This is a genomic window from Amycolatopsis nivea, from assembly GCF_004522235.1.
Classification (GTDB): domain Bacteria; phylum Actinomycetota; class Actinomycetes; order Mycobacteriales; family Pseudonocardiaceae; genus Amycolatopsis; species Amycolatopsis nivea.
In genome coordinates this window covers 152,007-163,429 of record NZ_SDLT01000022.1, presented here as the reverse complement: position 1 = coordinate 163,429, position 11,423 = coordinate 152,007, and the positions used below count along the sequence as shown (strand labels likewise).

The window sequence follows — 11,423 nt, the reverse complement described above, 5'->3', positions numbered from 1 at the left end:
CGCGCCGCGACCGCGGCGACCGGCCGTCCCGCCCGCGCCGTTCCGGCGCGTCGGGCACGACCGCGACGTCGACCGAGGCTGGTCGCGCCGCTGCCGCCGCGAAGAGCGACAACGCGACCGAAGCGGCTCCGGCCGCCGAGACCGCAGAAAAGACGGAGGGCTGAGACGTGCTCATCCCGCGCAGGGTCAAGCACCGCAAGCAGCACTCCCCGAAGCGCCACGGCGCCGCCAAGGGCGGTACCAAGGTCAACTTCGGCGAGTACGGCATCCAGGCGCTTGAGCACAGCTACGTGACGAACCGGCAGATCGAGTCCGCTCGTATCGCCATGACCCGTCACATCAAGCGTGGCGGCAAGGTGTGGACGACGATCTACCCGGACCGCCCGCTGACCAAGAAGCCGGCGGAAACCCGCATGGGTTCCGGCAAGGGTTCGCCCGAGTGGTGGATCGCCAACGTGAAGCCGGGCCGCGTGATGTTCGAGATCAGCTTCCCGAACGAGGAGACCGCCCGCGAGGCGCTCCGTCGCGCGATCCACAAGCTGCCCATGAAGTGCCGCATCGTGACCCGGGAAGGTGAGTTCTGATGGCTAACGGAGCCGCACAGGCATCCGAGCTGCGTGAGCTCACCGCCGAAGAGCTCGTGCTGCGTCTGAAGGAATACAAGGAGGAGCTCTTCAACCTCCGCTTCCAGATGGCGACCGGGCAGCTGGACAACAACCGTCGGCTGCGCACCGTCCGCACGGACATCGCGCGGATCTACACGGTCATGCGCGAGCGCGAGCTCGGCCTGTCCGTGGCTCCCGACGCCGAAAGTGAAGGTGCCGCATGAGCGAGGCTGCCACCGAGAAGACCGCCCGGAACTACCGCAAGGTCCGCGAGGGTTACGTCGTCTCGGACAAGATGGACAAGACGATCGTGGTCGAGCTCGAGGACCGCAAGAAGCACCCGCGCTACTCGAAGGTCGTCCGCACCACCTCCAAGGTGAAGGTGCACGACGAGAACAACGAGGCGGGCGTGGGCGACCGGGTCACCCTGATGGAGACCCGTCCGCTGTCGGCGACCAAGCGCTGGCGTCTGGTGCAGGTCGTGGAGAAGGCCAAGTAAGCAGGGCTCTTTCGGGAGTCCTTGGTTCCGCAAGGCTCGCGACAGCGAGAACCAGCGCGACATACAGGAGTTGACGTGATCCAGCAGGAGTCGCGGCTTCGGGTTGCCGACAACACGGGCGCGAAGGAAATCCTTTGCATCCGCGTGCTCGGCGGATCCGGGCGGCGCTACGCCGGCATCGGCGACATCATCGTCGCCACCGTGAAGGACGCCATCCCGGCCGCCGGGGTGAAGAAGGGCGATGTCGTCAAGGCTGTCATCGTCCGCACGGTGAAGGAGCGCCGTCGTCCGGACGGTTCCTACATCCGGTTCGACGAGAACGCCGCCGTGCTCATCAAGAACGACAACGAGCCCCGGGGCACCCGCATCTTCGGCCCGGTGGGCCGCGAGCTGCGCGACCGAAAGTTCATGAAGATCATTTCGCTCGCGCCGGAGGTGCTGTGATGAAGGTGAAGAAGGGCGACACGGTCGTCGTTATCGCCGGCAAGGACAAGGGCGCCAAGGGCAAGGTCATCCAGGCCTACCCGGACCGCGAGCGCGTTCTGGTCGAGGGTGTCAACCGGATCAAGAAGCACACCCGGATCACCCAGACCCAGCGCGGCGCGCAGTCCGGCGGCATCGTGACCCAGGAAGCGCCCATCCACGTCTCGAACGTGATGGTCGTGGACTCGGACGGCAAGCCGACCCGGGTGGGCTACCGCATCGGCGAGGACGGCAAGAAGGTCCGGGTCTCGCGCCGGAACGGCAAGGACATCTGACATGACCACCGCAGAGAAGATCGTGCCGCGTCTCAAGACCCGGTACCGCGAAGAGATCAAGGGCGAGCTCCAGAAGGAGTTCTCCATCCCCAACGTGCACCAGATTCCCGGCGTCGTGAAGATCGTCGTGAACATGGGTGTCGGGGACGCCGCCCGGGACAGCAAGCTGATCGACGGCGCGGTCCGCGACCTCGCCCTGATCACCGGGCAGAAGCCGGAAATCCGCAAGGCCCGCAAGTCGATCGCGCAGTTCAAGCTGCGCGAGGGCCAGCCGATCGGCGCGCGCGTCACGCTGCGCGGCGACCGGATGTGGGAGTTCCTCGACCGGCTGCTGACCATCGCGCTGCCCCGTATCCGCGACTTCCGCGGGCTTTCGCCCAAGCAGTTCGACGGCAACGGCAACTACACGTTCGGTCTCAACGAGCAGTCGATGTTCCACGAGATCAACCCGGACGACATCGACCGCCCTCGCGGCATGGACGTCACCGTCGTCACGACCGCCACCACCGACGACGAGGGCCGGGCGTTGCTGCGCAAGCTCGGTTTCCCGTTCAAGGAGAACTGAGCCGATGGCCAAGAAAGCGCTAGTCAGCAAGGCTTCGAAGAAGCCGAAGTTCGCGGTGCGCGCCTACACCCGTTGCAACCGGTGCGGTCGCCCGCACTCGGTGTACCGCAAGTTCGGCCTGTGCCGGATCTGCCTCCGGGAGATGGCGCACGCGGGCGAACTGCCCGGTGTCCACAAGTCCAGCTGGTAAGGCTCGAAACTCTATTCCCAGTTCGCCACAGGCCCCGCCGACCCGGCCGGAGACCGCTCCGGCCGGGCGAGGCGGGGAACCAGGCGAGAAAGGTTGACAGGTCACCATGACGATGACCGACCCCATCGCAGACTTCTTGACCCGTCTGCGCAACGCGAACTCGGCTTACCACGACGAGGTCGTGCTTCCGCACTCGAAGATCAAGGCGAACATCGCCGAGATCCTCAAGCGCGAGGGCTACATCGCGAGCTACCGCGACGAGCCGGGCGAGAAGCACAAGAACCTGGTCGTCGAGCTGAAGTACGGCCCCAACCGCGAGCGGAGCATCGCCGGCCTTCGCCGCGTCTCCAAGCCGGGTCTGCGGGTCTACGCAAAATCGACCGAACTGCCGTCCGTTCTCGGCGGCCTCGGCGTCGCGATCATCTCGACGTCCGGCGGCCTGCAGACCGACCGGCAGGCCAAGCGCAACAACGTGGGCGGCGAAGTCCTCGCCTACGTCTGGTAAGGAAGGGGGCACAGACATGTCACGCATCGGAAAGCTGCCGGTCGCCGTCCCCTCCGGGGTCGAGGTGACCATCGACGGCCAGAACGTCAAGGTCAAGGGGCCGAAGGGCACCCTGGAGCACACCGTCGCCGAGCCGATCGTCGTCGAGCGCGACGAGGACGGCGCCCTCCTGGTGAAGCGCCCGGACGACGAGCGCACGAGCCGCGCCCTGCACGGCCTCACCCGCACGCTGGTGAACAACCTCGTGGTGGGCGTGACCGAGGGCTACGAGAAGAAGCTCGAGATCCACGGCGTCGGTTACCGCGTGCAGGCCAAGGGCTCGGACCTCGAGTTCGCCCTCGGCTACAGCCACCCGGTCAAGATCGAGGCTCCGGAAGGCATCACCTTCAAGGTGGAGTCGCCGACCCGGTTCTCGGTCTCCGGCATCGACAAGCAGAAGGTCGGCCAGACCGCCGCGGTCATCCGCAAGCTGCGCCGCCCGGACCCGTACAAGGGCAAGGGCCTGCGGTACGAGGGTGAGAAGATCCGCCGCAAGGTCGGAAAGACGGGTAAGTGATGAGCGACACGACTACCACGAAGCGCAAGCCGGTCGGCAAGGACATCTCGACCCGCCGCCGCGTCGCCAAGACCCGTCGGCACTTCCGCCTCCGCAAGAAGATCAGCGGCACGCCGGTGCGTCCGCGCATGGTCGTCAAGCGGTCCTCGCGGCACATCACCGTGCAGGTGATCGACGACCTCGCCGGTCACACGCTGGCGTCGGCGTCCACCCTCGAGTCGGACCTGCGGTCCTTCGAGGGCGACAAGAAGGCCAAGGCGGCCAAGGTCGGCGAACTGGTCGCTTCGCGCGCCAAGGACGCCGGCATCGAAGCCGTGGTGTTCGACCGTGGCGGCAACGCCTACCACGGCCGCATCGCCGCGCTCGCCGACGCCGCCCGCGAGGCGGGGTTGAAGTTCTGATGCACATGCTCGTGAATGGAAGGAAAGCCTGATGCCGGGACGTACACGGCAATTCGGCGGCGGCCAGGGCGGACCGGGTCAGGGCGGCAACGACCGCGGTGACCGTCGGGACCGTCGCGACCGGCGCGACGGCGGCCGTGGCGGGGCGGCCCAGGACAAGACCCCGCACCTTGAGAAGGTCGTGACGATCAACCGCGTCGCCAAGGTCGTCAAGGGCGGTCGTCGCTTCAGCTTCACCGCCCTGGTGGTCGTCGGCGACGGCGACGGTCAGGTCGGCGTCGGCTACGGCAAGGCCAAGGAAGTTCCCGCGGCCATCGCCAAGGGCGTCGAGGAAGCGAAGAAGAACTTCTTCCGCGTTCCGCGCGTCGCCGGCACCATTCCGCACCCGATCCAGGGTGAGGAAGCCGCCGGGGTCGTGCTGCTCCGTCCCGCGTCCGCTGGTACCGGTGTCATCGCCGGCGGCCCGGTGCGCGCGGTGCTGGAGTGCGCGGGCGTCCACGACGTGCTGTCGAAGTCGCTCGGCTCCGACAACGCCATCAACATCGTGCACGCGACCGTGGCGGCTCTGAAGGGTCTGCAGCGTCCGGAGGAGGTGGCCGCTCGCCGCGGTCTGCCGCTCGAGGACGTCGCCCCGGCCCGGATGCTGCGCCAGCGTGCCGGCCAGGGGGTCTGACATGGCTCAGCTCAAGGTCACTCAGGTCAAGAGCAAGATCGGCACGAAGCACGCTCACCGCGAGTCGCTGCGCACCCTCGGGCTGCGCAAGATCCGCCAGAGCGTCGTGCGTGAGGACACCCCCCAGGTGCGCGGCCTGATCCACACCGTCCGCCACCTGGTGGAGGTCGAGGAGGTCCAGGCATGACCGCCATCAAGATCCACCACCTTCGTCCGGCTCCTGGCGCCAAGCGCGACAAGATCCGCGTCGGCCGTGGTGAGGGTTCGAAGGGCAAGACCGCCGGTCGCGGCACGAAGGGCACCAAGGCCCGGAAGAACGTGCCCGCCGGTTTCGAGGGTGGGCAGATGCCCATCCACATGCGGCTGCCGAAGCTGCGTGGGTTCAAGAACCGGTTCCGCACCGAGTACCAGCCGGTGAACGTGGGCGACATCGCCCGCGTGTTCGCCGACGGTGGCAAGGTCGGGCCGGAGGAGCTGGCTGCCAACGGGCTTGTTCGCAAGGGCAAGCTGGTCAAGGTTCTCGGGAACGGGGATCTGAACGGGGTCAAGCTTGAGCTGACCGCGCACGCTTTCTCCGGTTCTGCCAAGGAGAAGATCGAGGCTGCTGGTGGTTCGGCCACCGTTAGCTGATCTGGCTGCGTTTTAGGCGGGCCCGTCCGGTTTTCCGGGCGGGCCCGTTTTTTGTTGCTGTGTGGGGCCTCGTCGCCTGGCGGCGACATTGGCCCGTCTTGGTTGCGTGGGGCACCCCGATNTGGCCCGTCTTGGTTGCGTGGGGCACCCCGATGTTTGATTGTGCTGACGGTTCGGGGGTGCTTGTCAAGGCGGGAAAGATGCCTTGACAAGCACCCCCGAACCGCAGGGAGGCTTCGTATCGGGGTGCGGGGGAGGGGCTGGGTGCCTCGCTCGTTGGGTGCATCGGCTGCGGAGGTGTGGCTGGGTGCCTCGATAGCTGGGTGCATCGGCTGCGGTTGGGTGGTGGGGTTTGCGCCCCAATGTGGCATTGGGTGCGTTGGATGCACCCAATGTGGCGTTCGGTGCGTCCCATGCACCCAATGCCACATTGGGGCGGCATCCCGGCCGGCAGTTGCGGCTGGCGGCCGGGGCGGTCCGTGAAGGGCTCCTTGAGGGAATCTGGGTCTGTGAAGGAGCCCTTCACGACTGAGGAAATCAGGGTCAATGAGGGTGGCCCTCACGTACGGCGGGCGGGCGTGGCGGTGCTGTTTTCCGTGCTGCTGTGGGAAAGCCCGCCGAACGGTGCGGGCCGAACAGGTGATCATCTGTGGTCCGACCGGCCCTACCTGCGGCTCTTCTGCGGCGAAGCGGCCCGGGGTGAGACGTAAAACGCACACGCGCTGCGGGCGGCCCATGCGAAGCTGTTAGAGTCGGCGGCACGCTTCCGGGCCTGTTTGCCCTGAAGCGTTCCTGGCTTGCCAGTGAGTCAGACATCCCGCCGGTCTCGTACCGGCCAAGCCGATCGTCGGTTGGGACGACCGACGACGCCGAGGAGGTCCCCCGCGTGCTCAGCGCATTCCGCTCGGCTCTCGCGACGCCGGATCTACGCAAGAAGATCCTGTTCACGCTAGCCATCGTCGCGGTCTACCGGATCGGTGCAACCATCCCGGCTCCGGGGGTCTCGTTCGCCGCCGTGCAGGCCTGTACCGCACAGGCCGACCAGCAGGGCGTGTACCAGCTGCTCAACCTCTTCAGCGGCGGCGCGCTGCTGCAGTTGTCGCTGTTCGCGACGGGCATCATGCCCTACATCACCGCGAGCATCATCGTCCAGCTGCTCACCGTGGTCATCCCGCGGTTCGAGGAGCTGAAGAAGGAAGGCCAGTCCGGCCAGAACAAGCTGACCCAGTACACCCGGTACCTCACGATCGCGCTGGCGATCCTGCAGGCCACCGGCGTGGTCGCGCTGGCTGACCGCGGCACCCTGTTCCAGGGCTGCTCGCAGCCGATCATCCCGGACAACAGCATCTACTCGCTGACGCTGATCGTGGTCACCATGACCGCGGGCACCGCGGTGATGATGTGGCTGGGCGAGCTCATCACCGAGCGCGGCGTCGGCAACGGCATGTCGGTGCTGATCTTCCTGAACATCGCGGCCCGCATCCCGGCCGAGGGCGCCAACATCATCAGCAACGGCGGCGGCGTCGCGCTGGCCGTGGTGTGCGCGTTCGGTCTGGTGATCATCGCCAGCGTCATCTTCGTCGAACAGGGCCAGCGCCGGATCCCGGTGCAGTACGCCAAGCGCATGGTCGGCCGCCGGATGTACGGCGGCACCTCGACCTATCTGCCGATCAAGGTGAACCAGGCCGGTGTCATCCCGGTCATTTTCGCCTCGTCGCTGCTGTACCTGCCGCAGCTGCTCAGCCAGCTGATCGGCGACCCGAACAGCAACGCGGGCTGGCAGTCGTTCATTCAGAACTACCTGGTCAACCAGAGCAGCTGGGTGCACATCCTGCTCTACTTCCTGTTGATCATCTTCTTCACCTACTTCTACATCACGATCACGTTCAACGTGGACGAGCGTGCGGAAGAGATGAAGAAGTTCGGCGGCTTCATCCCGGGCATCCGGCCCGGCCGTCCCACCGCCGAGTACCTCAGCTTCGTGCTGGGCCGGATCACTCTCCCCGGCTCGCTGTACCTGGGCATCATCGCGATCCTCCCGAACTTCTTCCTGTCCCTCACCGGCAGCGGGAACAACCAGAACTTCCCGTTCGGTGGCACGGCTGTGCTGATCATGGTCGGGGTTGGCCTCGACACCGTGAAGCAGATCGAAAGCCAGCTGATGCAGCGCAACTACGAAGGGTTCTTGAAGTGACGCGACTGGTTCTCGTCGGACCGCCCGGCGCGGGCAAAGGCACGCAGGCGGTTGCCCTGTCCGAGCAGCTGCGGATCCCGCACATCTCGACGGGCGACCTCTTCCGGGCGCACGTCGGCCAGGAGACCCCGCTCGGCCAGGAGGCCAAGCGGTACCTGGACTCGGGCGAGCTCGTGCCGGACTCGGTGACCAACGAAATGGTCCGCGAGCGGCTGGCCGAACCGGACGCGAAGGCGGGCTTCCTGCTCGACGGGTTCCCGCGCAACACCAAGCAGGCCGAGGTCCTCGGCGAAATGCTGAGCGAGGCCGACACCAAGCTCGACGCGGTCATCCAGCTCGACGTGGCCGAGGACGTCGTGGTCGGGCGGCTCATGTCGCGCGGCCGCTCGGACGACACCGAGGACGTCATCCGCCGTCGCCAGCAGGTGTACGTGTCGGAGACCGCGCCGCTGCTGGAGTACTACTCCGACATCCTGGTGACGGTCGACGGCGTCGGCGAAGTGCAGGAGATCTCGGACCGCGTGCTGAAAGCGCTGCGCGACCGCACGTGAATCTCGGAGGATTGCGTGTTCTGCAAGTGCTCCGCCGCGGGCGCATGATCGAGGTCAAGACGCGCGGCGAGCTGGAGGCCATGCGGGCGGCCGGTCTCGTCGTCGCCCGCACCCTGGCCGCCGTGCGCGAACTCGCCCGGCCCGGGGTCAGCACGGCCGACCTCGACGAGCTGGCCGAGCAGACGATCCGCGACGCCGGCGCGGTGCCCTCGTTCAAGGGCTACCACGGGTTCCCGGCGTCGATCTGCGCGTCGGTGAACGAGCAGATCGTGCACGGCATCCCGTCGGCCGAGCAGGTGCTCGCCGAGGGTGACCTGATCTCGGTCGACTGCGGCGCGATCCTCGAAGGCTGGCACGGCGACTCCGCGGTGACGCTGGAGATCGGCGAGGTCAGCGAGAAGGACCGCCAGCTGTCGGCCGCCACCGAGCGCGCCATGTGGGCGGGCATCGAGGCCGTCCGCGCGGGCTCCCGGCTCACCGACATCTCGTTCGCCGTGCAGACCGCCGCCCGCCAAGCCGGCGAGGACGACGGCCGCGAGTACGGCGAGATCCTCGAGTACGGCGGCCACGGCATCGGCCGGCAGATGCACATGGAACCGTTCCTGCCGAACGTCGGCAAACCCGGCAAGGGCCCCCGGCTCAAGCCCGGCATGGCGCTCGCGGTCGAACCGATGCTGACCGGCGGCAGCGGCGAAACCCTCGAACTGGACGACGGCTGGACGGTGGTCACCGTCGACGGTTCGCGCGCCGCGCACTGGGAGCACACCGTCGCCATCACCGAGGACGGTCCCTGGGTGCTCACCCTGCCCGAAGAGTCCTGAGCGACCACTCACACGGGTCTACTTACACCCCGGTCGACGGGGTACTGCACGGGTTGCGTACACTGTCAAGTCGGCGCGCTCATGCGCCGGTTCCAGCATGCTCGTGAATTCTCGCGAACCTCATGGACCCGGGGCCGAGTGTGGCCGAGCACCACCCAGTAAGCAAGGACTCGAGCTCAAAGCCGATCACGCTGTGCACATCAAGCGTGCATCAGGGATTGCGGAGGACATGGCTAAGAAAGACGGGGCCATCGAGGTCGAAGGCCGCGTGGTCGAGCCGCTCCCCAACGCGATGTTCCGTGTCGAGTTGGAGAACGGCCACAAGGTCCTGGCACACATCAGCGGCAAGATGCGGCAGCACTACATCCGCATCCTGCCCGAAGACAGGGTTGTCGTGGAGCTTTCGCCCTACGACCTCTCCCGTGGTCGCATCGTCTACCGCTACAAGTGATCACGCCAGAGCCGAGCAGAGCAGGAAGCAGGAAGACGTGAAGGTCCAGCCGAGCGTCAAGAAGATCTGCGACAAGTGCAAGGTGATCCGCCGTCACGGCCGGATCATGGTGATCTGCGAGAACCTGCGTCACAAGCAGCGTCAGGGCTGAGAACCGCACTGCAGCAGGCCGCTTGACGGCTAACCCACCCTCCCCGTACCTGCCGGGCCGCGCGAGCGGTCCGGTGCACCCCCGGACTTCAGGCCGGGGCCGGGACACCCGGGGCGCAAGCCACGGGCACGACAGGCGAGTCGGTTCCGGAACCGGACGGGGAGCAGACCTGAAGACAAACTCGATAAAGGAGCACCAGTGGCACGACTCGCTGGCGTCGACCTTCCCCGCGAGAAGCGGTTGGAGATCGCGCTGACTTACATCTACGGGATCGGCCGTACCCGCTCGAAGCAGATGATCGCTGCTGCCGAGCTGAACGCCGACACCCGCGTCAAGGACCTCAGCGACGAGGATCTCGTCAAGCTGAAGGACTACATCGACGAAAACTTCAAGGTCGAGGGTGACCTTCGCCGTGAGGTGAACGCCGACATCCGGCGCAAGATCGAGATCGGGACCTACCAGGGTCTGCGCTGGCGTCGCGGTCTGCCGGTGCGCGGTCAGCGCACCAAGACCAACGCCCGCACCCGCAAGGGCCCGAAGAAGACGGTCGCCGGCAAGAAGAAGGCTGGCAAGAAGTGAGCACCCAGGGCAAGAAGGTCGTTCGCATGGGCGGTTCCGTCCGTCGCTCCACGGCTTGTGTCTCGCCCAAGGCGCTCTACGCCCGCCCGATGGCGCTGCGGAACCTCTACACCGACGCCGGATCCATCATCCGCCGCGGGCAGCAGGAAGCCGTCGCCGCTCACCAAGAGAACGCGCGTTAACAGGAGAACCCTCAGACAATGCCACCCAAGTCCCGCACCGCGGGGGCCAAGAAGGTCCGCCGCAAGGAAAAGAAGAATGTCGCGCACGGTCACGCGCACATCAAGAGCACCTTCAACAACACCATTGTCTCGATCACGGACCCGACCGGCGCCGTGATCGCGTGGGCGTCGAGCGGCCACGTGGGCTTCAAGGGCTCGCGCAAGTCGACTCCGTTCGCCGCGCAGATGGCCGCCGAGAACGCCGCCCGCAAGGCTGCCGAGCACGGCATGAAGAAGGTCGACGTTTTCGTGAAGGGCCCGGGTTCGGGCCGCGAGACGGCGATCCGCTCGCTGCAGGCGGCCGGCCTCGAGGTCGGCACCATCCAGGACGTGACCCCGCAGCCTCACAACGGCTGCCGCCCGCCCAAGCGGCGCCGGGTCTGAGGAACGGGGAGGAGTACTAAGAAATGGCTCGTTACACCGGCCCCGCGACGCGTATTTCGCGTCGCCTCAAGGTTGACCTCATCGGCGGCGACCAGGCGTTCGAACGTCGCCCCTACCCGCCGGGCCAGCACGGCCGCGGGCGCATCAAGGAGTCCGAGTACCTCCTGCAGTCGCAGGAGAAGCAGAAGGCTCGCTACACCTACGGCGTTCTCGAGCGCCAGTTCGTCCGGTACTACAAGGAAGCCGTGCGGCGTCCTGGCAAGACCGGTGAGAACCTGCTGCAGATCCTCGAGTCCCGGCTGGACAACGTGATCTACCGCGCCGGCATCGCCCGCACCCGCCGTCAGGCGCGGCAGCTGGTGAGCCACGGTCACTTCCTGGTCAACGGCGTCAAGGTCAACGTGCCGTCCTACCAGGTCACCAAGTGGGACATCATCGACGTCAAGCCGAAGTCGGCGGGCACGCTCCCGTTCGTCGCGGCGAAGGAAGCCTTCGGCGAGCGCCCGGTTCCGGCGTGGCTGCAGGTCGTCCCGTCGAACCTCCGCGTGCTGGTCCACCAGCTGCCGGAGCGCGCGCAGATCGACGTTCCGGTTCAGGAACAGCTGATCGTCGAGCTTTACTCGAAGTAACCGGTCTCTGCGACTGGTTACGGGGCGGCGGCGCCCACAGTGCGCCGCCGTCACGCCATC

At 66.8% G+C, this 11,423-nt stretch carries 22 protein-coding genes; all 22 read left to right on the top strand.

Translation table 11 applies throughout. The annotated features are described in order from the left end of the window. Positions 1-167 precede the first annotated feature (167 nt). The 22 genes from rplP to rpsD all read left to right on the top strand — a co-directional run bounded on the left by rplP (position 168) and on the right by rpsD (position 11,363). A complete protein-coding gene (gene rplP, locus EIZ44_RS25200) occupies positions 168-584 on the top strand; it encodes a 50S ribosomal protein L16 (protein ID WP_009072313.1) in 417 nt (138 codons plus the stop codon). Beyond that, entirely contained in the window at positions 584-829 is a 246-nt protein-coding gene (gene rpmC / locus EIZ44_RS25195) for a 50S ribosomal protein L29 (RefSeq protein ID WP_009072314.1), read from the top strand. Before rplP ends, rpmC begins: the two co-directional genes overlap by 1 nt. Then, the gene (gene rpsQ, locus EIZ44_RS25190) at positions 826-1,104 is read left to right on the top strand and encodes a 30S ribosomal protein S17 (protein ID WP_037816263.1); all 279 of its coding nucleotides are present in this window, start codon (positions 826-828) and stop codon (positions 1,102-1,104) included. Before rpmC ends, rpsQ begins: the two co-directional genes overlap by 4 nt. Before the next feature lie 75 nt (positions 1,105-1,179). Next, a complete protein-coding gene (gene rplN / locus EIZ44_RS25185) occupies positions 1,180-1,548 on the top strand; it encodes a 50S ribosomal protein L14 (RefSeq protein ID WP_004558867.1) in 369 nt (122 codons plus the stop codon). Further along, the gene (rplX, locus tag EIZ44_RS25180) at positions 1,548-1,862 is read left to right on the top strand and encodes a 50S ribosomal protein L24 (RefSeq protein WP_009072317.1); all 315 of its coding nucleotides are present in this window, start codon (positions 1,548-1,550) and stop codon (positions 1,860-1,862) included. The genes rplN and rplX overlap by 1 nt, the downstream gene beginning before the upstream one ends. Before the next feature lies 1 nt (position 1,863). Then, the gene (gene rplE, locus EIZ44_RS25175) at positions 1,864-2,427 is read left to right on the top strand and encodes a 50S ribosomal protein L5 (protein WP_037816262.1); all 564 of its coding nucleotides are present in this window, start codon (positions 1,864-1,866) and stop codon (positions 2,425-2,427) included. A 4-nt stretch (positions 2,428-2,431) separates the two neighbouring features. Next, on the top strand, positions 2,432-2,617 hold the full coding sequence (locus EIZ44_RS25170; protein WP_020662790.1) for a type Z 30S ribosomal protein S14: 186 nt from the start codon (positions 2,432-2,434) through the stop codon (positions 2,615-2,617). A gap of 106 nt (positions 2,618-2,723) precedes the next feature. Beyond that, the gene (gene rpsH / locus EIZ44_RS25165; RefSeq protein ID WP_020662789.1) at positions 2,724-3,122 is read left to right on the top strand and encodes a 30S ribosomal protein S8; all 399 of its coding nucleotides are present in this window, start codon (positions 2,724-2,726) and stop codon (positions 3,120-3,122) included. A 16-nt stretch (positions 3,123-3,138) separates the two neighbouring features. Then, entirely contained in the window at positions 3,139-3,678 is a 540-nt protein-coding gene (gene rplF, locus EIZ44_RS25160) for a 50S ribosomal protein L6 (RefSeq protein ID WP_037816261.1), read from the top strand. After that, on the top strand, positions 3,678-4,079 hold the full coding sequence (gene rplR, locus EIZ44_RS25155; RefSeq protein WP_037816260.1) for a 50S ribosomal protein L18: 402 nt from the start codon (positions 3,678-3,680) through the stop codon (positions 4,077-4,079). The genes rplF and rplR overlap by 1 nt, the downstream gene beginning before the upstream one ends. A gap of 31 nt (positions 4,080-4,110) precedes the next feature. Continuing rightward, entirely contained in the window at positions 4,111-4,752 is a 642-nt protein-coding gene (gene rpsE, locus EIZ44_RS25150) for a 30S ribosomal protein S5 (RefSeq protein ID WP_009072328.1), read from the top strand. A 1-nt stretch (position 4,753) separates the two neighbouring features. Next, a complete protein-coding gene (gene rpmD, locus EIZ44_RS25145; RefSeq protein WP_004558875.1) occupies positions 4,754-4,939 on the top strand; it encodes a 50S ribosomal protein L30 in 186 nt (61 codons plus the stop codon). Continuing rightward, on the top strand, positions 4,936-5,382 hold the full coding sequence (rplO, locus tag EIZ44_RS25140; protein WP_009072329.1) for a 50S ribosomal protein L15: 447 nt from the start codon (positions 4,936-4,938) through the stop codon (positions 5,380-5,382). The genes rpmD and rplO overlap by 4 nt, the downstream gene beginning before the upstream one ends. Before the next feature lie 886 nt (positions 5,383-6,268). After that, complete coding sequence (gene secY / locus EIZ44_RS25130) at positions 6,269-7,576, top strand: preprotein translocase subunit SecY (RefSeq protein WP_037816259.1); 1,308 nt, start codon at positions 6,269-6,271, stop codon at positions 7,574-7,576. After that, complete coding sequence (locus EIZ44_RS25125) at positions 7,573-8,127, top strand: adenylate kinase (protein ID WP_134731523.1); 555 nt, start codon at positions 7,573-7,575, stop codon at positions 8,125-8,127. The genes secY and EIZ44_RS25125 overlap by 4 nt, the downstream gene beginning before the upstream one ends. Positions 8,128-8,171: 44 nt before the next feature. After that, positions 8,172-8,948 carry a type I methionyl aminopeptidase gene (gene map, locus EIZ44_RS25120; RefSeq protein ID WP_134731535.1) on the top strand — a complete coding sequence of 259 codons (777 nt, stop codon included), beginning with the start codon at positions 8,172-8,174 and terminating at the stop codon, positions 8,946-8,948. A 229-nt stretch (positions 8,949-9,177) separates the two neighbouring features. Continuing rightward, positions 9,178-9,399, top strand: a complete 222-nt coding sequence (infA, locus tag EIZ44_RS25115) for a translation initiation factor IF-1 (protein ID WP_004558881.1) — start codon at positions 9,178-9,180, stop codon at positions 9,397-9,399. Positions 9,400-9,436: 37 nt separating this feature from the next. After that, entirely contained in the window at positions 9,437-9,550 is a 114-nt protein-coding gene (gene rpmJ, locus EIZ44_RS25110; protein ID WP_004558882.1) for a 50S ribosomal protein L36, read from the top strand. Positions 9,551-9,748: 198 nt separating this feature from the next. Next, positions 9,749-10,129 carry a 30S ribosomal protein S13 gene (gene rpsM, locus EIZ44_RS25105; protein ID WP_009072337.1) on the top strand — a complete coding sequence of 127 codons (381 nt, stop codon included), beginning with the start codon at positions 9,749-9,751 and terminating at the stop codon, positions 10,127-10,129. Beyond that, on the top strand, positions 10,126-10,311 hold the full coding sequence (locus tag EIZ44_RS25100) for a hypothetical protein (RefSeq protein WP_009072338.1): 186 nt from the start codon (positions 10,126-10,128) through the stop codon (positions 10,309-10,311). Before rpsM ends, EIZ44_RS25100 begins: the two co-directional genes overlap by 4 nt. An 18-nt stretch (positions 10,312-10,329) precedes the next feature. Beyond that, positions 10,330-10,734 carry a 30S ribosomal protein S11 gene (rpsK, locus tag EIZ44_RS25095; protein ID WP_009072340.1) on the top strand — a complete coding sequence of 135 codons (405 nt, stop codon included), beginning with the start codon at positions 10,330-10,332 and terminating at the stop codon, positions 10,732-10,734. A gap of 23 nt (positions 10,735-10,757) precedes the next feature. Further along, positions 10,758-11,363, top strand: a complete 606-nt coding sequence (gene rpsD, locus EIZ44_RS25090) for a 30S ribosomal protein S4 (RefSeq protein ID WP_037816256.1) — start codon at positions 10,758-10,760, stop codon at positions 11,361-11,363. Positions 11,364-11,423 lie beyond the last annotated feature (60 nt).